The organism is Streptomyces sp. NPDC014995 (assembly GCF_043080745.1).
Classification (GTDB): Bacteria; Actinomycetota; Actinomycetes; order Streptomycetales; family Streptomycetaceae; genus Streptomyces.
The window spans coordinates 309904-329684 of the sequence record NZ_JBIBVX010000003.1; the positions used below are offsets into that span (position 1 = coordinate 309904).

Genomic DNA, 19781 nt, shown 5'->3' on the forward strand with positions numbered 1-19781 from the left:
GACCGGTGTCAGACGTCCGTGTGATCATCCAACGCGATTCCGAGCGGGAAGAGCGAACGGTGACGACGGGCACCACGGCCGCCGACCTCTTCGCCGGCGAGCGCTCGGTCATCGCCGCACGCGTGGGCGGTGAGCTGAGGGACCTCACCTACGCGCTCCAGGACGGCGAGACCGTCGAGGGCGTGGAGATCTCCTCCGAGGACGGTCTCAACATCCTGCGCCACTCCACCGCGCACGTCATGGCCCAGGCCGTGCAGGAGCTCTTCCCCGAGGCCAAGCTGGGCATCGGCCCGCCCGTCAAGGACGGCTTCTACTACGACTTCGACGTCGAGAAGCCGTTCACGCCCGAGGATCTCAAGGCCATCGAGAAGAAGATGCAGGAGATCCAGAAGCGCGGGCAGCGCTTCGCGCGCCGTGTGGTGACCGACGAGGCAGCCCGTGAGGAACTCGCGGACGAGCCGTACAAGCTGGAGCTGATCGGCCTCAAGGGCTCGGCCTCCTCCGACGACGGCGCGGACGTCGAGGTCGGCGCCGGCGAGCTGACGATCTACGACAACCTGGACGCCAGGACCGGCGACCTGTGCTGGAAGGACCTCTGCCGCGGTCCCCACCTGCCCACCACCCGGAACATCCCGGCGTTCAAGCTGATGCGCAACGCCGCCGCCTACTGGCGCGGCAGCGAGAAGAACCCCATGCTCCAGCGCATCTACGGCACCGCCTGGCCGTCCAAGGACGAGCTGAAGGCGCACCTGGACTTCCTCGCCGAGGCCGAGAAGCGCGACCACCGCAAGCTGGGCAGCGAACTCGACCTGTTCTCCATCCCGGAGCAGATCGGCTCCGGCCTCGCGGTCTTCCACCCCAAGGGCGGCATCATCCGCCGGGTCATGGAGGACTACTCGCGGCGCCGCCACGAGGAGGCGGGCTACGAGTTCGTCTACACCCCGCACGCGACGAAGGGGAAGCTCTTCGAGACCTCGGGCCACCTGGACTGGTACGCCGAGGGCATGTACCCGCCCATGCAGCTCGACGAGGGCGTGGACTACTACCTCAAGCCCATGAACTGCCCGATGCACAACCTGATCTTCGACGCGCGCGGCCGGTCGTACCGTGAACTGCCGCTGCGCCTCTTCGAGTTCGGGACCGTGTACCGGTACGAGAAGTCGGGCGTCGTGCACGGCCTGACCCGGGCGCGCGGCTTCACCCAGGACGACGCGCACATCTACTGCACGCGCGAGCAGATGTCCGACGAGCTCGACAAGCTGCTCACCTTCGTCCTCGACCTGCTGCGCGACTACGGTCTGACCGACTTCTACCTGGAGCTGTCCACCAAGGACCCGGAGAAGTTCGTCGGCTCGGACGAGGTCTGGGAGGAGGCGACCGAGACGCTGCGCCAGGTCGCCGAGAAGCAGGGCCTGCCGCTGGTGCCGGACCCGGGCGGCGCCGCCTTCTACGGCCCGAAGATCTCCGTGCAGGCCAAGGACGCCATCGGCCGCACCTGGCAGATGTCGACCATCCAGCTCGACTTCAACCTGCCGGAGCGCTTCGACCTGGAGTACACCGGCGCGGACGGCACGAAGCAGCGGCCGGTCATGATCCACCGGGCCCTGTTCGGTTCGATCGAGCGGTTCTTCGCGGTGCTCCTCGAGCACTACGCGGGCGCGTTCCCGGCGTGGCTGGCGCCGGTGCAGGCGATCGGGATCCCGATCGGCGACGGGCACGTGGAGTACCTGGAGCGGTTCGCCGCGGCCGCCAAGAAGCAGGGGCTGCGGGTGGAGGTCGACTCCTCCTCCGACCGCATGCAGAAGAAGATCCGCAACGCCCAGAAGCAGAAGGTTCCCTTCATGGTCATCGCGGGCGACGAGGACATGTCCAACGGCTCGGTCTCCTTCCGCTACCGCGACGGTTCGCAGGAGAACGGCATCCCCTTCGACGAGGCCCTCGCGAAGATCGCGAAGGTGGTCGAGGAGCGGGCGCAGGTCTGACACGGCGACCGCCGGGGCCCTCGGGGATCAGCTCCCCGGGGGCCCCGCGTCGTCTCCCCGGGAGAACACCTGCAGCAGCCAGGACGAGAACGACCCGGTGACCGCGCCCAGCAGCGCCAGACCGCAGGCCATCAGGCCCACCGCGACCAGCCGTCCCAGGGGCGTCACCGGGGCGACGTCGCCGTACCCGACGGTCGCCAGCGTGGCGCAGGCCCACCACGCCGAGTCGCCGAAGGTCCGGATCGTGGCGTGCGGCGCGGCGTGCTCCTGGTGGTACACGGCCAGCGCCCCCGCGAAGCCGAGCAGACCCACCGACAGACCGGCGTACACGATCACCCTGAGGTGCAGCGCGAGCCGCGGGTGGCCGTGCCGGCGCTGCACGGCCTCGTACGTCTTGACGATCCGCACCGGCCGCAGCAGCGGCAGCACCACGACCACGGTGTCCAGCCAGTGCCGGTGCACGAAGCCCGGACCCTGCCCGCTCAGCCGCCAGCGCACGAGGTAGTCGACGACGAACATGCCCCAGACCACGCAGGTCACCGCCAGACACAGATCGCGCCAGGCGGCGGGCAGACCGTGCCCGAGGACCCTGACCGCGTACGAGCCGAGGTAGAGCAGCGATCCCACGGCGAGCGGGATCCCGGTGCGCTCTTCCCACCTGGTCAGCCTGCTGTCGTCGTCCACCGGCCCAGCTTGGCCCGCGGGGCTTTTCCCGCAACCCCGGCGACACGCCGCGAACGGGCGAAGCCATATGCTGCCTTGCATGACGAGTGAGCCGGAGCAGCAGATCGGAGTGGGGACGCAGGACGCGTTCCAGCGCCTGTGGACGCCCCACCGGATGGCCTACATCCAGGGCGAGAACAAGCCGACCGGTCCGGGGGCCGACGACGGCTGCCCCTTCTGCTCGATCCCGGCGAAGTCCGACGAGGACGGGCTGATCGTCCGGCGCGGTGAGCACGTGTACGCCGTGCTGAACCTGTACCCGTACAACGGCGGCCACCTCATGACCGTCCCCTACCGGCATGTCGCCGACTACACCGACCTGACCGGGCCGGAGACGGCGGAGCTCGGCGAGCTGACCAAGCAGGCGATGACGGCGCTGCGCACCGCGTCCGGTGCGCAGGGCTTCAACATCGGCATGAACCAGGGCTCCGTGGCGGGCGCCGGCATCGCCGCGCACCTGCACCAGCACATCGTGCCGCGGTGGGGCGGCGACACGAACTTCATGCCGGTCGTGGGGCACACGCGCGTGCTGCCGCAGCTGCTGGCGGACACGCGGAAGATGCTGGCGGAGGCGTGGTCGGCGGGGTGATGCCTCCCGGCGCCGGACGACGGTGCCGGCGTCGCCGTGCGACACGATCAGGCGCCTCACGGCGCCAGGCCGGGAGAACCAGCACGTCCGGCGTGTGAGGCAGAGGCCCGTTCAGGGGCCCGGAGCGGCGGCCTGGGGGCGGCAGCCCCCTGGGTCCGGCACACCTCATCACCCGCGCGAAGAACGAGAGCACGGGGCGCCGCCGCCTCCGCCGGCAAGGCCGGCCCGGACGCGGCCTTGAAGAAGGGCCTCACCGTCGGGACGACAGTCCGCGCCACCGCCGGAGACTCACGCGTCGTAGGTGTCGGCCTTGCGCGGTGACAGGTCCTGGATCGCTCCGCTGAGCACCGACGACCGCGAGCTGAACTTCTCGGTGTCCACGTCGTGCTCCTTGAGCACCCGCAGCGCGGCCGTGTGCACCACCCGCAGCACCGGCGCCGCCGCGCGCAGCGCGTCGTCGGCCATGAAGCGGTGCCGCCACGGCTGGTCGGCCCAGGCGTGCCGCAGGCCGAACGGCTCGGGCAGGCCTATGGAACCGCCGAGCCAGTTCAGCAGCGGCGGATACCAGCTCAGCGTGGCGCGCGCGGCCAGCCGGACCACCTCGTCGGCGGTGACCAGCGGCAGACTGATCTTGCGGGTCTCCCAGAAGCGGACGGTCTTCGCGACCTCCTTGGTCGGCGCCTCGGGCTTGGTGGTGAACAGGCCGTTCACGGGACCGAGCGCGTGACCGGTGACCTCGATGCGCAGCGTCTCGTGCAGCACCGTCACGGTGATCATCATGGTGATGATCAACTGGCCGTCCCAGAGCGGCCACTGGACCCCGAGGTAGTGCCGGTCGCCGGCGCCGAACTGCTGCTGGTCGCAGATCTGCTCGATCGCCTTCGGCTTGACCTGGTACGCCTCCACGTCCGTGCCCTCGGGCCTGGCCACCGCCGCGGCGTTCTCGCCGACGGGCGTGACGACCCAGTGGCGTACGGACGGGGGCGGGAAGCCGCCGGTCTTCAGGCTCTGCCGGTTCAGCAGGGTCAGCTGGTCGTGGATGGCGCGCACCACCGTCCAGCTGCGGAACTCGTGGACGCCCTTGTTGGGGTCGACCGGGACCAGTTCCTCCGCGAGGTGCCAGGCGCCCCAGCGCGTGCCCATGCCGAGGATGCCCTTGGGGCCGGCGTAGAAGACGGAGTTGGACTGCTGCTCGGCGCTGAGGCGGGCCAGGGACTGGCGCAGCTGCTCGGCCGCGGTCTGGTTGGGGCTGGTCGGCACCGCCTCGGGGACCTTGGCGCCGACGCTGCTGCCGGCGAGCAGGCTGTCCCAGCGCTCGCGCAGGTCCTTCGCCGTGCTCTCGCAGATCCGCTTGGCGAGGAACCAGCCGGCCACGGGGGCGATCACCGCACCGCGCGCGTACCACCCCCAGAAGCCCGTGAACGGCATACGGAGGATGAAGATCACGGCGAGGGCGCCGACGGCGATCAGCAGGCCGGTGGCGAGCCCGGAGACCCGCCTGTCGGTCAGCTTCCCCATCGTGGCCCGGAGCTGGAAGACCAGCAGCCACACCAGGAGGCCGGGGAGGAAGAGCAGACCGCACAGGACCATGACGCCGGTGAGCTTCTTGTCGCGCTCGCGGCGGATCCGGTTGGCGGCGAGACAGTGCTCGACGACCACCTGCGGCTCACTGCCGAACGACTGGATGAGCGGCTTGCGGCCGACGCCCAGCATCCGGTCGATCACCGCCTGGGAGAACGCCTCGCCGAGGTTCGGCCGGAAGATCCTGGCCCAGCTGCGGCCGGGGTTGACCGTCGACTGGTGCCACTCGTTGTCGGCCTTCTTGATGTCCTCGACGGGGTTGTCCCGGTAGGCGGCCGAGGCCAGCGCGAAGGTCGGTGTCTGCCCTCCGCCGCCCGTCTGGGGCACCTGTGGTCCGAAGATGTCCGCGTAACCACTGCCAACGGTCATTCCCGCCCCCCAACGCCGCCACTCTCGCTCCTGCGGCCTTCCCGACTTCCGTGCTCCGCACACCTGTTGATCAGGTCATCAGCGTATCCGCAGGCACCGACGTCCGTCGGCGGACGGCCGAAGCCGCCCGCCGAATCGGAGGAACACGTTCCCCACGGGCCACTTGAGGTCACCAAAGGCGACTCGGGGTCACCCGGCGCGACTTGCGGCGGCCCGCGGCCAACTCCTACCCGTCCTGCGCCTGTTGACGGATCCGCTCGGCCACCTGGGCCGGCATCGGCTCGTGCCGGGCGTAGGCGCGGTGGAAGCGGGCCGTGCCGTGCGAGAGGGAACGCAGGTCGACCGCGTACCGGCCGATCTCGATCTCGGGCACCTCGGCACGCACCAGGGTGCGTCCGCCGCCGGTCTGCTCGGTGCCCAGCACCCGGCCGCGCCGGCCGGACAGGTCGCTCATCACGGCGCCCACGTACTCGTCGCCGACCAGCACGCTCACCTCGGCCACCGGCTCCAGCAGATGGATCCTCGCGTCGGCCGCGGCCTCCCGCAGCGCGAGCGCGCCGGCCGTCTGGAAGGCGGCGTCCGAGGAGTCCACCGAGTGCGCCTTGCCGTCGAGGAGCGTGATCCGCACGTCGACCAGCGGATGCCCGGCCGCGACACCCCTGGCCGCCTGGGCGCGTACGCCCTTCTCGACGGACGGGATGAACTGGCGCGGCACCGCGCCGCCGACGACCTTGTCCACGAACTCGATGCCCGAGCCGCCCGGCAGCGGCTCCACCTCGATCTCGCAGATGGCGTACTGCCCGTGCCCACCGGACTGCTTGACGTGCCGCCCGCGCCCGGCGGCCTTCTCCGCGAACGTCTCCCGCAGGGAGACCTTGTGCGGCACGACGTCGACCTGGACGCCGTAGCGGCTGCGCAGACGTTCCAGGGCGACGTCCGCGTGGGCCTCGCCCAGGCACCACAGGACCACCTGATGGGTCTGCTGGTTCTGTTCGAGCCGCATCGTCGGATCCTCGGCGACCAGCCGGGCGAGGCCCTGCGAGAGCTTGTCCTCGTCGGGCTTGCTGTGCGCCTGGATGGCCAGCGGCAGCAGCGGGTCGGGCATCTGCCACGGCTCCATCAGGAGCGGGTCGTCCTTGGCGGAGAGGGTGTCGCCGGTCTCCGCGCGGCTCAGCTTCGCCACGCACGCGAGGTCGCCCGCGATGCAGTGCGTCAGCGCGCGCTGCTGCTTGCCGAAGGGCGCGGACAGGGCGCCGATGCGTTCGTCGACGTCGTGGTCCTCGTGGCCGCGGTCGGTCAGCCCGTGCCCGGAGACGTGGACGGTCTCGTCCGGGCGCAGGGTGCCCGAGAAGACACGGACGAGCGAGACGCGGCCGACGTAGGGGTCGGAGGACGTCTTCACGACCTCCGCGACCAGCGGCCCGTCCGGATCGCACGGCTTCAGCTGGCGCGGCTCGCCGTCGATGGTGGTGACACTGGGCGCCTCGCGTTCCAGGGGCGTCGGGAAGCCCCGGGTGACCAGTTCCAGCAGCTCGACCGTGCCGATGCCCTGCCGGGCGCCGTCGGCGGCCGGGGCGGCCGCGAGCACCGGGAAGAACGTGCCGCGGGCGACGGCCCGCTCCAGGTCCTCGATCAAGGTCTTGACGTCGATCTGCTCGCCCCCGAGGTAGCGGTCCATGAGGGTCTCGTCCTCGCTCTCGGCGATGATCCCCTCGATCAGTCGGTTGCGGGCCTCCTCGATCAGCGGCAACTCGTCCTCGCCCGGCTCGGACTCCTTGCGCTCCCCGGTCGAGTAGTCGAACAGCTTCTGCGACAGCAGCCCGATCAGCCCGGTCACCGGCGCGTGCCCGTCCGGTGCCTGCGGGCCGTGCAGCGGCAGGTACAGCGGCAGCACGGCGTCGGGGTCGTCGCCGCCGAAGGCCTCCGCGCAGATCCGGGTCATCTCCTCGAAGTCCGCGCGGGCGGCCTCCAGGTGCGTGACCACGATCGCGCGGGGCATGCCGACGGCCGCGCACTCCTCCCACACCATGCGGGTCGAGCCGTCCACGCCGTCCGAGGCCGAGACGACGAAGAGGGCCGCGTCCGCCGCGCGCAGACCGGCCCTGAGCTCCCCGACGAAATCGGCGTATCCGGGGGTGTCGAGGAGGTTGATCTTGATGCCGTCCCATTCGACCGGCACCAGGGAGAGCTGTACCGAGCGCTGCTGGCGGTGCTCGATGTCGTCGTAGTCGGAGACGGTGCCGCCGTCCTCCACGCGGCCCGCCCGGTTCACCGCTCCCGCGGTCAGCGCGAGAGCCTCCACCAGAGTCGTCTTGCCCGATCCGCTGTGGCCGACCAGCACCACATTCCGTACGGACGCGGGGTGGTCGGCCGCCGTAGCCCTGCCGGCGGCTCCGGGGTGGGTGTTCGCCTTGTCGCCCATTTCTTGCCTCCCGTGCACGGTGAGGTCATCGGGGGCGCGGACACGGCGGCTCCGCGTGCGGTGGCGGCTCCGGCGACGCCCGCGGTCCTTCGAGCTTTCCACTCCCGTCACGGTGCGTCCATACGAAGGACGCGACGACGCCCCACCGCCGCCGCGGGCGGGGCGGGACCGGGCCGCGATCCGGCCGCCGTCAGGCCGTGACACGGAGGGGTCGGGTGCCCGACGGTCGCACACGCGCGCGCGTGGCTACGATGGGCCAGCCGGCGGCCAGCAGGGGCCGCGGCGACACCGACCCTCGGGAAGGCCATGCTGAACAAGTACGCGCGTGCATTCTTCACGCGTGTCCTCACACCGTTCGCCGCGTTTCTCATCCGGCGGGGCGTCAGCCCCGACACGGTCACGCTGATCGGCACCGCCGGCGTGGTCGCGGGCGCGTTGGTCTTCTACCCCAGGGGCGAGTTCTTCTGGGGCACGGTGGTGATCACCCTCTTCGTCTTCTCCGACCTCGTCGACGGCAACATGGCCCGTCAGCTCGGCCGCTCCAGCCGCTGGGGCGCCTTCCTGGACTCCACGCTCGATCGGGTCGCCGACGGCGCGATCTTCGGCGGCTTCGCGCTCTGGTACGCGGGCGGCGGCGACGACAACGTCCTGTGCGCCGTCTCGATCTTCTGCCTGGCCAGCGGCCAGGTCGTGTCGTACACCAAGGCGCGCGGCGAGTCGATCGGGCTGCCGGTCGCCGTCAACGGGCTCGTCGAGCGGGCCGAGCGGCTGGTGGTCTCGCTGGTCGCGGCCGGGCTCGCGGGTCTGCACGCGTTCGGCGTGCCCGGCGTCCAGTACCTGCTGCCGGTGGCCCTGTGGATCGTCGCCGTGGGCAGCCTGGTCACGCTGATCCAGCGGGTCGTCACCGTCCGGCGCGAGTCGGCGGAGGCCGAAGCGGAGGCCCGGCCGGACACCGAGGGGCGTGAGGCGACCAAGTGAACGCCCGGGACCAGGTCACCGACGCGCTGTACGGTCTCGGCTGGAGCACCGTCAAGAGGCTCCCCGAGCCCGTGGCGGTACGCCTCGGCCACACCCTCGCCGACCTCGCCTGGAAGCGGCGCGGCAAGGGGGTGCTGCGCCTGGAGAGCAACTACGCGCGCGTGGTGCCCGACGCGAGCCCCGAGCGCCTGGCCGAGCTCTCGCGCGCGGGCATGCGCTCCTACCTGCGGTACTGGATGGAGTCCTTCCGGCTCCCGGTCTGGAGCCCCGAGCGCATCGCGAGCGGCTTCGACCCGAAGGACCTGCACCACCTGACCGACGGGCTCGCCGCCGGGAAGGGCGTCGTCATCGCGCTGCCGCACCTGGCCAACTGGGACCTGGCCGGCGCCTGGGCCACCACGAAGCTCGGGATCCCGTTCACCACGGTCGCCGAGCGGCTCAAGCCCGAGACCCTGTACGACCGCTTCGTCGCCTACCGCGAGGGCCTCGGCATGGAGGTCCTGCCGCACAGCGGCGGCTCCGCCTTCGGCACCCTGGCCCGGCGGCTGCGCGACGGCGGCCTCGTCTGCCTGGTCGCCGACCGCGACCTGTCCGCGTCCGGCGTCGAGGTCGACTTCTTCGGCGACACGGCCCGGATGCCCGCGGGGCCGGCCCTGCTCGCCCAGCAGACCGGCGCGCTGCTGCTCCCGGTCACGCTCTGGTACGACGAGTCACCCGTCATGCGGGGCCGCCTCCATCCCCCGATCGAGGTGCCCGAGTCAGGTACGCGGGCCGAGAAGACGTCTGTCATGACACAGGCGCTGGCGGACGCCTTCGCCACCGGCATCGCCGACCACCCGGAGGACTGGCACATGCTCCAGCGGCTTTGGCTCGCGGACCTCGATCCCACGCGTTCCCCCGGAGGAGCCGCGTGAGAATCGGCATCGTCTGCCCGTACTCGTGGGACGTGCCGGGCGGCGTCCAGTTCCACATCCGCGACCTCGCCGAGTACTTCCTCCGGCTCGGCCACGAGGTGTCCGTCCTCGCGCCCGCCGACGACGACACCCCGCTGCCGCCGTACGTCGTCTCGGCCGGCCGCGCGGTCCCGGTGCCGTACAACGGCTCGGTGGCCCGGCTGAACTTCGGCTTCCTGAGCGCGGCGCGCGTGCGGCGCTGGCTGCACGACGGCAAGTTCGACGTGGTCCACATCCACGAGCCGACCTCCCCCTCACTGGGCCTGCTGACCTGCTGGGCGGCGCAGGGCCCCATCGTGGCGACCTTCCACACGTCCAACCCGCGCTCGCGCGCGATGATCGCCGCGTACTCGATCCTCCAGGCCGCCCTCGAGAAGATCAGCGCCCGGATCGCCGTGAGCGAGTACGCCCGCCGGACGCTGGTGGAACACCTCGGCGGGGACGCGGTCGTGATCCCCAACGGCGTCGACGTCGACTTCTTCGCCAGGGCCGAGCCCAAGCCGGAGTGGCAGGGCGACACGATCGGCTTCGTGGGCCGCATCGACGAGCCCCGCAAGGGCCTGCCCGTCCTGATGCGGGCCCTGCCGCAGATCTTCGCCGAGCGGCCGAACGCGCGCCTGCTGGTCGCCGGCCGCGGCGACGAGGAGGAGGCCGTCGAGAACCTTCCGAAGGAGCTGCACGCGCGCGTGGAGTTCCTCGGCATGGTCAGCGACGAGGACAAGGCCCGCTTCCTGCGCAGCGTCGACCTGTACGTCGCCCCCAACACCGGCGGTGAGAGCTTCGGCATCATCCTGGTCGAGGCCATGTCCGCGGGCGCCCCGGTCCTCGCCTCCGACCTGGACGCCTTCGCCCAGGTACTGGACCAGGGCGCGGCGGGCGAACTCTTCGCCAACGAGGACGCCGACGCGCTGGCCCGGGCGGCGGTACGGCTCCTCGGGGACCCCGGGCGCCGGGCCGAGCTGCGGGAACGCGGCAGCGCCCACGTCCGGCGCTTCGACTGGTCCACCGTCGGCGCGGACATCCTGTCGGTGTACGAGACGGTGACGGCCGGCGCGGCGGCGGTGGCGGCGGACGACCGGGGATCGCCGGGGCTGATGGCCCGCTTCGGGCTGGCACGGGACTGACGGCGGTGGCGCCGTTCGCGGGCCTCGAAGCGCCGGCTCCGGCCAGTCGACCCGTCCGGCGGTCGAGGACGAGGCCCGCTCTGCGAGGGAGCGGGGTCTGGGGTGCGGCTACTTCGGCTCGGCCAGGTCGGGCTGGGGGCGGTGGCTCCGGTTCGGTCGCGTTGGGACGGGGTCGGCGGGCCTGGCTCGGTCGCGGTGGGCTTGGGGTCGCCATCGGCTGACCACCGGCGAGGGCAGGCTGTGCGGCATCGACCACGGCGTCACCTTCCACGTCGACGACAAGCTGCGCACGCTCCTGTCGGGCTGGGCGGGGGAGCCCCTCACCGGAGAGGCCGCCGAGGCCCCTCAAGGGCCTGAAGAGCGCCCTGAAACCGGGCGGTGAGCCGGCGGCCACCCTGGCCGCACTCCTCACGCCCACCGATCTCGACGCCACCCGCGCGCGGGTCATGCCCGCCGATCTCGACGCCACCCGCACACGGGTCGACGCGCTGCTGGAGTCCGGCCGACATCCGGATCCGGAGCCCGGCGGCGAGTGGCCCCGGCTCGGTCACGTCGGGCTGGGGTGGTGCCCCTGGTTCGGTCCCGTCGGGCTGGGGTGGTGCTCCCGGTTCGGTCACGTCGGGCTGAGGGGCGGCGGCCCCGGTTCCGTCACGTCGGGCTGGGGTGGTGCCCCCGGTTCCGTCACGTCGGGCTGAGGGGCGGCGGCCCCGGCTCGGTCACGTCGGGCCGGGTTGGACCGCTCCCGGTTCGGCCACACCAGGCTGGAAGCGGCAGCCCGGTTCCGGCCACGCCAGGCTGGAGGGCCGCAGCCCCCGGCTCGGCCACGCCAAGCTGGAGGCCACAGCCCCCGCTCGGCCACGCCAACGCGTCGCACGCCGCCCTGCCGGCCCGGGGGAGCGCCCCGGTAGCCTTGCCGCCCGTGACCGCAACACTCATCTGGATCCTCGTCGTCCTCGCCGCGATCGGCCTGTACCTGAGCTGGACCGCGGGGCGCCTGGACCGGCTGCACGCCCGCATCGACGCCGCGCGCGCCGCGCTGGACGCGCAACTGCTGCGCAGGGCGTCCGTGGCCCAGGAACTGGCCACCTCCGGGGTGCTCGACCCGGCCGCGTCGATCGTGCTGTACGAGGCGGCGCACGCCGCCCGGCAGGCCGAGGAGGAGCAGCGGGAGGTCGCCGAGAGCGAGCTCAGCCAGGCCCTGCGGGCGGTCTTCGCGGACGTACGGCAGCTGGAGGTCGTCCGCGAGGCGCCCGGCGGAGAGGCCGCGGCCGGCGAACTGGCGGAGGCCGTCCGCCGCGTTCCCATGGCCCGCCGCTTCCACAACGACGCCGTGGGCGCGGCCCGCCGACTGCGCGAACACCGCAAGGTGCGCTGGTTCCGGCTGGCCGGCCACGCCCCGTTCCCGATGGCCTTCGAAATGGACGACGAGCCGCCCGCGGCGCTGACCGACCGCGCGGCGTGAGCCCGGCCGGACCGTCCCGCGAACCGAAAAGGATCCACCGCCTTCCCATTGGCCCTTGCTGTGGACTGGTCCACTCGCGTTTCCTCGGTGCTTGCAGAAACCCCTTTTCCACTCCAGTGAGGTCAACCCGTGTCCATCACCGAGAACCAGGCCCCCGCGACCGGCACCGCGCGCGTGAAGCGTGGCATGGCCGAGCAGCTCAAGGGCGGCGTGATCATGGACGTCGTGACGCCGGAGCAGGCGAAGATCGCCGAGGACGCGGGCGCCGTCGCCGTCATGGCCCTGGAGCGGGTCCCGGCCGACATCCGCAAGGACGGCGGCGTGGCCCGGATGTCCGACCCGGACATGATCGAGGGCATCATCGAGGCCGTCTCGATCCCTGTCATGGCCAAGTCCCGCATCGGCCACTTCGTCGAGGCCCAGGTCCTGCAGTCCCTCGGCGTCGACTACATCGACGAGTCCGAGGTCCTCACCCCGGCCGACGAGGTCAACCACTCCGACAAGTGGGCCTTCACCACCCCGTTCGTCTGTGGCGCCACCAACCTGGGTGAGGCCCTGCGCCGTATCGCCGAGGGCGCCGCGATGATCCGCTCCAAGGGCGAGGCCGGCACCGGCAACGTCGTCGAGGCCGTCCGCCACCTGCGCCAGATCAAGAACGAGATCGCCAGGCTGCGCGGCTACGACAACAACGAGCTGTACGCCGCCGCCAAGGAGCTGCGCGCCCCGTACGAGCTGGTCAAGGAGGTCGCCGAGCTGGGCAAGCTGCCGGTGGTCCTCTTCTCCGCCGGTGGCGTCGCCACCCCGGCCGACGCCGCCCTGATGCGTCAGCTCGGCGCCGAGGGCGTCTTCGTCGGCTCCGGCATCTTCAAGTCGGGCGACCCGGCCAAGCGCGCCGCCGCCATCGTCAAGGCGACCACCTTCTACGACGACCCGAAGATCATCGCGGACGCGTCCCGCAACCTCGGCGAGGCCATGGTCGGCATCAACTGCGACACCCTGCCCGAGACCGAGCGCTACGCCAACCGCGGCTGGTAACCAGCCTGGTAAGGACCCGGACCACTCCATGAACACCCCTGTCACAGGCGTCCTGGCCCTCCAGGGCGACGTACGGGAGCACCTCATCGCCCTGGCCGCGGCCGACGCCGTGGCCAGGCCGGTGCGGCGCCCCGAGGAACTCGCCGAGGTCGACGGCCTGGTCATCCCCGGCGGAGAGTCCACGACCATCTCCAAGCTGGCCGTCCTGTTCGGCGTGATGGAGCCGCTCCGCGCGCGCGTGCGCGACGGAATGCCCGTCTACGGCACCTGCGCGGGCATGATCATGCTCGCCGACAAGATCCTCGACCCGCGCTCGGGCCAGGAGACCGTCGGCGGCATCGACATGATCGTGCGCCGCAACGCCTTCGGACGGCAGAACGAGTCCTTCGAGGCGGCGGTCGACGTCAAGGGCGTCGACGGGGCCCCTGTGGAGGGCGTCTTCATCCGCGCCCCCTGGGTCGAGTCCGTGGGCGCCGGGGCCGAGGTGCTCGCCGAGCACGACGGCCACATCGTGGCCGTCCGCCAGGGCAACGCGCTCGCCACGTCGTTCCACCCGGAGCTGACCGGTGACCACCGTGTGCACTCCCTGTTCGTCGACATGGTGCGCGCCAACCGGGCGGCGGAGTCCTTGTAGGATCTCTGGCGTTCGTATCTGGATGGGTTACGCGAAGGAGACAGGCAGATGTCCGGCCACTCTAAATGGGCCACGACGAAGCACAAGAAGGCCGTGATCGACGCCAAGCGCGGCAAGCTCTTCGCGAAGCTCATCAAGAACATCGAGGTCGCGGCGCGTATGGGCGGTGTCGACCTCGAGGGCAACCCGACGCTCTACGACGCCGTCCAGAAGGCCAAGAAGTCGTCGGTTCCCAACAAGAACATCGACTCCGCGATCAAGCGCGGTGGCGGTCTCGAGGCCGGTGGCGCCGACTACGAGACGATCATGTACGAGGGCTACGGCCCGAACGGCGTCGCGGTGCTCATCGAGTGCCTCACCGACAACCGCAACCGCGCCGCCTCCGAGGTCCGCGTCGCCATGACCCGCAACGGCGGCTCCATGGCCGACCCCGGTTCGGTGTCGTACCTCTTCAACCGCAAGGGCGTCGTGATCGTCCCCAAGGGCGAGCTGTCCGAGGACGACGTCCTCGGCGCCGTGCTGGACGCGGGTGCCGAAGAGGTCAACGACCTCGGTGAGAACTTCGAGGTCATCAGCGAGGCCACCGACCTGGTCGCGGTCCGCACGGCCCTGCAGGACGCCGGCATCGACTACGACTCCGCCGAGGCCAACTTCGTCCCGACCATGCAGGTCGAGCTGGACGAGGAGGGCGCCAAGAAGATCTTCAAGCTGATCGACGCCCTGGAGGACAGCGACGACGTGCAGAACGTCTTCGCCAACTTCGACGTCAGCGACGAGGTCATGGAGAAGGTCGACGCGTAGCGCCGCCGCGGGCTCAACCGGCTCAACGGGCCGACGGGACACACCCGTCGGCCCGTCGCTGTGCCGGGCGGTGCCGCGGCCGTTTGTCAGCGGCACCCGATAGCCTGCACAAACTGGGGGTACCGCCCAGCGAAGCCGGGGGAGATCGAAGGGAGGGCGCGTGCGCGTACTCGGGGTGGACCCCGGTCTGACGCGGTGCGGTGTCGGGGTCGTCGAGGGAGTCGCCGGGCGCCCGCTCACCATGCTCGGTGTCGGCGTCGTCCGCACGCCCGCCGACGCCGAGTTGGGACAGCGACTCGTCGCCGTCGAGCAGGGCATCGAGCAGTGGCTGGACGAGCACCGGCCCGAATACGTCGCCGTGGAGCGCGTGTTCAGCCAGCACAACGTCCGTACGGTGATGGGCACCGCCCAGGCCAGCGCCGTCGCCATGCTCTGCGCCGCCCGCCGCGGCATCCCCGTCGCCCTGCACACCCCCAGCGAGGTCAAGGCCGCCGTCACCGGCAGCGGCCGCGCCGACAAGGCCCAGGTGGGCGCCATGGTCACACGCCTGCTGCGGCTCGGCGCGCCCCCCAAGCCCGCCGACGCCGCCGACGCCCTCGCCCTGGCCATCTGTCACATCTGGCGCGCCCCCGCGCAGAACCGACTCCAGCAGGCCGTCGCCCTGCACACCGCCACAGCACAGCACACGTCGAAAGGCCGTACGGCATGATCGCCTTCGTGAGCGGCACCGTCGCCGCACTCGCTCCCGACGCCGCGGTGGTCGAGGTGGGCGGGGTCGGCATGGCCGTGCAGTGCACGCCGAACACCCTGTCCACGCTCCGGCTCGGCCGGCCCGCCAAGCTCGCCACCTCCCTCGTCGTACGGGAGGACTCCCTGACCCTGTACGGCTTCGCGGACGACGACGAGCGGCAGGTCTTCCAGCTGCTCCAGACGGCCAGCGGTGTCGGCCCGCGCCTGGCCCAGGCCATGCTCGCCGTGCACACCCCGGACGCCCTGCGCAGAGCCGTCGCCACCGCGGACGAGAAGGCACTCACCGCCGTTCCCGGCATCGGCAAGAAGGGTGCCCAGAAGCTGCTGCTCGAGCTGAAGGACCGCCTGGGCGAGCCGGTCGGCGCCCCCGCGACCGGCGCGCCGGTCACCCAGGGGTGGCGGGACCAGCTGCACGCCGCCCTGATCGGCCTGGGATACGCCACCCGCGAGGCCGACGAGGCCGTGTCCGCCGTAGCGCCCCGGGCAGAGGCAGCCGGGGGCACGCCCCAGGTGGGCCAGTTGCTGAAGGCGGCCCTGCAGACCCTGAACCGCGCCCGCTGACCGACCAGACCCCGAGGCACATCACATGAACTGGGACGAGACGACCGACAGCCCCGCCCCCGAGCGGCTCGTCGACCCCGCCGCGGAGCGGCTGGTGGGCTCTGTCGCCGACCGTGAGGACCAGGCCGTCGAGGCGGCCCTGCGCCCCAAGGACCTGGGCGAGTTCATCGGTCAGGAGAAGGTCCGCGAGCAGCTGGACCTCGTCCTGCGCGCCGCACGCGCGCGTGGGGCGACCGCCGACCACGTGCTGCTCTCCGGCGCCCCCGGGCTCGGCAAGACCACCCTCTCGATGATCATCGCCGCCGAGATGGGCGCCCCGATCCGCATCACGTCCGGCCCCGCCATCCAGCACGCCGGCGACCTCGCCGCGATCCTCTCCTCCCTCCAGGAGGGGGAGGTCCTCTTCCTCGACGAGATCCACCGGATGTCGCGGCCCGCCGAGGAGATGCTCTACATGGCGATGGAGGACTTCCGCGTCGACGTCATCGTCGGCAAGGGTCCCGGCGCCACCGCGATCCCGCTGGAACTGCCCCCGTTCACGCTGGTCGGCGCCACCACGCGCGCGGGCCTGCTGCCGCCCCCGCTGCGCGACCGCTTCGGCTTCACCGCCCACATGGAGTTCTACGAGCCGGCCGAACTCGAGCGCGTCATCCACCGCTCGGCGAACCTCCTCGACGTCGAGATCGACACCGACGGCGCCGCCGAGATCGCCGGCCGCTCCCGCGGCACGCCCCGCATCGCCAACCGCCTCCTGCGCCGCGTCCGCGACTACGCGCAGGTCAAGGCCGACGGCGTCATCACGCGCGAGATCGCCGCGGCGGCCCTCGCCGTCTACGAGGTCGACGCCCGTGGTCTGGACCGCCTCGACCGCGCGGTCCTGGAGGCCCTGCTGAAGCTGTTCGGAGGCGGGCCGGTCGGCCTGTCCACGCTCGCCGTCGCGGTGGGGGAGGAGCGGGAGACCGTCGAAGAGGTCGCCGAACCCTTTCTGGTCCGCGAGGGTCTGCTCGCCCGCACCCCGCGCGGCCGCGTCGCCACCCCCGCCGCCTGGACCCACCTGGGCCTCACCCCACCCGGCTCCACCACGTCGGGGAACGGACAACAGGGCCTGTTCGGGGCGTGACGACCGGTGCCGGCGCGGCGATCCGTGCCGGAACGTCACGGAATACGACGAAACGCGACAGGGTTGTTCGGAGGCCCGCACCGGTCAGGCATCGCGAGGACATCGGCGAGGCATCGGCGAGGGCGCCCAGCAGGACATCGGCGAGGGCAATGGCCGGGGCAGGAACCCAGGTGCCATGCTGAACGTTGTTCCCTGCGCGCGGACTCGCTTAGACTCCGCCGATGCCGCCGTTGTCGGCAGCACACATACACCCCCAACCATCAGGCCGCTCACCATCGCGGTCGCGTGAAGGAAGTACCGACCCGTGAGTCTCGTGACCCTCCTCCCGTTCATCGTGCTCATCGGGGCCATGTTCCTGATGACCCGGTCGGCGAAGAAGAAGCAGCAGCAGGCCGTGGACATGCGCAACGCAATGCAGCCCGGCAGCGGTATCCGCACCATCGGGGGCATGTACGCGACGGTCAAGGAGGTCAACGAGGACACCGTCCTCGTCGACGCCGGCCCGGGGGTGGAGCTGCTCTTCGCGAAGAACGCCATCGGCGCCGTCCTGACCGACGACGAGTACAACCGCATCGTCCACGGCATCGAGCACGACCTGAAGTCCGACTCCGACGTCGTCCCGGACGACGCCTCCTCCCTCACCGAGACCGACGAGTCCGCCGACGCTGCCGCCGCCTCCGACGACAAGCCCGTCGACCTCGGCAAGAAGGACGAGACCGAGGAGCAGGCCGCCGACGTCGAGGCAGAAGCAGAGCCGAAGAAGACCGACGGCGACTCCGACGCGAAGAAGTAGCCACGCCCCCGGGGGGCCGCGGGCGTGACCCGCGCACCCCGGGACGCGCGCATCTCGCACATAGGGGATCCCGACACCATGTCATGGCCGCCGCCGCGCTGACCCGGCGCGGGGCGGCCCGAGAGGGAGTACGAGAAGGTGGCAGCACCTAAAAAGGGCCGGAGCGCGAGTGCCCAGAGCAAGCCGGGGCGCTCGCTGGCCCTGATCCTGATCGCCATCGTGGCGCTCACCGGGGGAATGTTCCTCTCAGGGCACACCACCCCCCGTCTCGGCATCGACCTTGCCGGCGGTACGAGCATCACGCTCGAGGCGAAGGCCGACCAAGGGTCCGCGATCAACAAGGCCAACATGGACACCGCGGTGGAGATCATGAACCGCCGTGTCAACGGGCTGGGCGTCTCCGAGGCGGAGGTGCAGACCCAGGGCGACAGCAACATCATCGTGAACATCCCCAAGGGCACCAACTCCAAGGAAGCCCGGGAACAGGTCGGCACCACCGCCAAGCTGTACTTCCGTCCGGTCCTGGCCAGCGAGCCCACCGGCTCGGCCGCGGGCGCCTCGCCGAGCCCGTCCGCCAGCGGCTCGTCCACCGCCTCGCCGACCCCCTCCACGAGCGCCTCCCCCGGTGAGAAGGCCTCCTCCTCCGCGTCCCCCTCGGCCTCCGCGACCTCTCAGGGCCGCGCCGTCACCGACGCGCTGAAGGCCGACCCCACCCCGTCGGCGTCCGCGAGCGCCAGTGCCTCCGCCAGCCCGTCGGCCTCCGCGAGCGGCGGTGCCACCGACGAGGCCGCGGTCCAGGCGACGTACGCCTCCCTGGACTGCTCGAAGGAGTCCGTCCGCGTCGAGGCCGGCGAGGGCGCCAAGCCCGGCGACACGACCGTGGGCTGCGGCGAGATCCAGGGCGTCTGGTACAAGTACCTGCTCGGCCCGGCCGCCGTCGACGGCACCGAGGTCGAGAAGGCCCAGGCCGTCTTCGACACGCAGACCGCCGCCGGCTGGCAGGTCACCATGGACTTCAAGCCCAAGGGCGCGAAGAAGTTCGCGGACATCACGGCCCAGCTGGCGCAGAACCAGGACCCGCAGAACCAGTTCGGCATCGTCCTCGACGGCGAGGTCGTCTCCAGCCCGTACGTCAGCTCCTCCATCACCGGTGGCCAGGCGCAGATCTCCGGCAGCTTCACGCAGGAGGAGGCCCAGAACCTCGCGAACATGCTGTCGTACGGCGCGCTCCCGCTCTCCTTCCAGGAGCAGAGCGTCACCACGGTGACCGCCGCGCTCGGCGGTGACCAGCTGCACGCGGGTCTGCTCGCCGGCGCCATCGGCCTCGCCCTGGTCGTCATCTACCTGGTGGCCTACTACCGCGGCCTGTCCCTCATCGCGATCGCCTCGCTGCTGGTCTCCGCGGCCCTCACCTACGTGCTCATGGCGCTGCTCGGCCCGGCCATCGGCTTCGCGCTGAACCTGCCGGCCGTCTGCGGTGCCATCGTCGCCATCGGTATCACCGCGGACTCGTTCATCGTGTACTTCGAACGCGTCCGGGACGAGATCCGCGAGGGCCGCTCCCTGCGCCCCGCCGTCGAGCGGGCCTGGCCGCGCGCCCGGCGCACCATCCTGGTCTCCGACTTCGTGTCGTTCCTCGCCGCCGCGGTGCTGTTCGTCGTCACCGTCGGCAAGGTCCAGGGCTTCGCGTTCACGCTCGGTCTGACCACCGTCCTCGACGTCGTGGTGGTCTTCTTCTTCACCAAGCCGCTGATGACGCTGGCCGCGCGCCGCAAGTTCTTCGCGAGCGGCCACAAGTGGTCCGGCCTCGACCCCAAGAGCCTGGGCGCCAAGCCGCCCCTGCGCCGCACCCGCCGTCCCGCCGGTATGGCCGCCGGCCCCGTCGAGACGAAGGAGGCGTGAGC

The 19781-nt window shown here is 71.5% G+C and carries 17 protein-coding genes and 1 pseudogene; 15 read left to right on the forward strand and 3 right to left on the reverse strand.

All coding sequences use genetic code 11. The features are described from left to right. The first annotated feature begins 5 nt into the window (after positions 1–5). A complete protein-coding gene (thrS, locus tag ACF1A1_RS08870; RefSeq protein WP_391646926.1) occupies positions 6–1982 on the forward strand; it encodes a threonine--tRNA ligase in 1977 nt (658 codons plus the stop codon). Between the two features lie 27 nt (positions 1983–2009). On the opposite strand, the gene ACF1A1_RS08875 is transcribed toward thrS, so the two are convergent. Next, positions 2010–2666: a potassium channel family protein gene (locus ACF1A1_RS08875; RefSeq protein ID WP_391646928.1), complete on the reverse strand. Its 657-nt coding sequence runs from the start codon at positions 2664–2666 to the stop codon at positions 2010–2012. Positions 2667–2733: 67 nt separating this feature from the next. On the opposite strand from ACF1A1_RS08875, the gene ACF1A1_RS08880 reads away from it, so the two are divergent. After that, the gene (locus ACF1A1_RS08880) at positions 2734–3294 is read left to right on the forward strand and encodes an HIT family protein (protein WP_391646930.1); all 561 of its coding nucleotides are present in this window, start codon (positions 2734–2736) and stop codon (positions 3292–3294) included. 288 nt (positions 3295–3582) lie between these two features. On the opposite strand, the gene ACF1A1_RS08885 is transcribed toward ACF1A1_RS08880, so the two are convergent. Both ACF1A1_RS08885 and ACF1A1_RS08890 read right to left on the reverse strand, forming a co-directional pair. After that, positions 3583–5244, reverse strand: coding sequence for a hypothetical protein (locus ACF1A1_RS08885; protein ID WP_391646932.1), 1662 nt, complete (start codon positions 5242–5244; stop codon positions 3583–3585). Positions 5245–5470: 226 nt separating this feature from the next. Continuing rightward, positions 5471–7666 carry an elongation factor G-like protein EF-G2 gene (locus ACF1A1_RS08890; RefSeq protein WP_391646934.1) on the reverse strand — a complete coding sequence of 732 codons (2196 nt, stop codon included), beginning with the start codon at positions 7664–7666 and terminating at the stop codon, positions 5471–5473. A gap of 306 nt (positions 7667–7972) precedes the next feature. Here ACF1A1_RS08890 and pgsA point away from each other — a divergent pair, with 306 nt between their 5' ends. From pgsA to secD, 13 genes and pseudogenes are all read left to right on the forward strand, one after another. Further along, entirely contained in the window at positions 7973–8644 is a 672-nt protein-coding gene (gene pgsA / locus ACF1A1_RS08895; RefSeq protein WP_391646936.1) for a phosphatidylinositol phosphate synthase, read from the forward strand. Further along, positions 8641–9558: a phosphatidylinositol mannoside acyltransferase gene (locus ACF1A1_RS08900; RefSeq protein WP_391646939.1), complete on the forward strand. Its 918-nt coding sequence runs from the start codon at positions 8641–8643 to the stop codon at positions 9556–9558. The genes pgsA and ACF1A1_RS08900 overlap by 4 nt, the downstream gene beginning before the upstream one ends. After that, positions 9555–10721 (forward strand): glycosyltransferase family 4 protein, encoded by a 1167-nt coding sequence (locus tag ACF1A1_RS08905; RefSeq protein WP_391646941.1) that lies wholly within the window; start codon positions 9555–9557, stop codon positions 10719–10721. Before ACF1A1_RS08900 ends, ACF1A1_RS08905 begins: the two co-directional genes overlap by 4 nt. 205 nt (positions 10722–10926) lie before the next feature. Continuing rightward, positions 10927–11266: pseudogene (locus ACF1A1_RS08910) on the forward strand (hypothetical protein); the annotation flags it as partial. Positions 11267–11640: 374 nt separating this feature from the next. Further along, positions 11641–12183: a hypothetical protein gene (locus tag ACF1A1_RS08915; RefSeq protein ID WP_391646943.1), complete on the forward strand. Its 543-nt coding sequence runs from the start codon at positions 11641–11643 to the stop codon at positions 12181–12183. 129 nt (positions 12184–12312) lie between these two features. Then, complete coding sequence (pdxS, locus tag ACF1A1_RS08920) at positions 12313–13218, forward strand: pyridoxal 5'-phosphate synthase lyase subunit PdxS (protein WP_391646945.1); 906 nt, start codon at positions 12313–12315, stop codon at positions 13216–13218. Between the two features lie 28 nt (positions 13219–13246). Then, positions 13247–13852 carry a pyridoxal 5'-phosphate synthase glutaminase subunit PdxT gene (pdxT, locus tag ACF1A1_RS08925; protein ID WP_391646947.1) on the forward strand — a complete coding sequence of 202 codons (606 nt, stop codon included), beginning with the start codon at positions 13247–13249 and terminating at the stop codon, positions 13850–13852. A gap of 48 nt (positions 13853–13900) precedes the next feature. Further along, positions 13901–14653 (forward strand): YebC/PmpR family DNA-binding transcriptional regulator, encoded by a 753-nt coding sequence (locus ACF1A1_RS08930; protein ID WP_391646949.1) that lies wholly within the window; start codon positions 13901–13903, stop codon positions 14651–14653. A gap of 160 nt (positions 14654–14813) precedes the next feature. Next, positions 14814–15362: a crossover junction endodeoxyribonuclease RuvC gene (gene ruvC, locus ACF1A1_RS08935; protein ID WP_391646951.1), complete on the forward strand. Its 549-nt coding sequence runs from the start codon at positions 14814–14816 to the stop codon at positions 15360–15362. Continuing rightward, entirely contained in the window at positions 15359–15964 is a 606-nt protein-coding gene (gene ruvA / locus ACF1A1_RS08940; RefSeq protein ID WP_391646953.1) for a Holliday junction branch migration protein RuvA, read from the forward strand. The genes ruvC and ruvA overlap by 4 nt, the downstream gene beginning before the upstream one ends. A 25-nt stretch (positions 15965–15989) precedes the next feature. Then, on the forward strand, positions 15990–17084 hold the full coding sequence (gene ruvB, locus ACF1A1_RS08945) for a Holliday junction branch migration DNA helicase RuvB (protein WP_391646955.1): 1095 nt from the start codon (positions 15990–15992) through the stop codon (positions 17082–17084). A 304-nt stretch (positions 17085–17388) separates the two neighbouring features. Then, positions 17389–17877 carry a preprotein translocase subunit YajC gene (gene yajC, locus ACF1A1_RS08950; RefSeq protein WP_391646957.1) on the forward strand — a complete coding sequence of 163 codons (489 nt, stop codon included), beginning with the start codon at positions 17389–17391 and terminating at the stop codon, positions 17875–17877. A gap of 138 nt (positions 17878–18015) precedes the next feature. After that, positions 18016–19779 carry a protein translocase subunit SecD gene (secD, locus tag ACF1A1_RS08955; protein ID WP_391646959.1) on the forward strand — a complete coding sequence of 588 codons (1764 nt, stop codon included), beginning with the start codon at positions 18016–18018 and terminating at the stop codon, positions 19777–19779. The last annotated feature ends 2 nt before the right edge of the window (positions 19780–19781 follow it).

What these genes read in the sequence shown, in the direction of transcription:
- ACF1A1_RS08880 (WP_391646930.1), top strand. Translation starts at nt 2,734, where the DNA reads ATGCTGCCTTGCATGACGAGTGAGCCGGAGCAGCAGATCGGAGTGGGG.
- ACF1A1_RS08885 (WP_391646932.1), bottom strand. Translation starts at nt 5,244, where the DNA reads ATGACCGTTGGCAGTGGTTACGCGGACATCTTCGGACCACAGGTGCCC.
- ACF1A1_RS08890 (WP_391646934.1), bottom strand. Translation starts at nt 7,666, where the DNA reads ATGGGCGACAAGGCGAACACCCACCCCGGAGCCGCCGGCAGGGCTACG.
- pgsA (WP_391646936.1), top strand. Translation starts at nt 7,973, where the DNA reads ATGCTGAACAAGTACGCGCGTGCATTCTTCACGCGTGTCCTCACACCG.
- pdxT (WP_391646947.1), top strand. Translation starts at nt 13,247, where the DNA reads ATGAACACCCCTGTCACAGGCGTCCTGGCCCTCCAGGGCGACGTACGG.
- ACF1A1_RS08930 (WP_391646949.1), top strand. Translation starts at nt 13,901, where the DNA reads ATGTCCGGCCACTCTAAATGGGCCACGACGAAGCACAAGAAGGCCGTG.
- ruvA (WP_391646953.1), top strand. Translation starts at nt 15,359, where the DNA reads ATGATCGCCTTCGTGAGCGGCACCGTCGCCGCACTCGCTCCCGACGCC.
- ruvB (WP_391646955.1), top strand. Translation starts at nt 15,990, where the DNA reads ATGAACTGGGACGAGACGACCGACAGCCCCGCCCCCGAGCGGCTCGTC.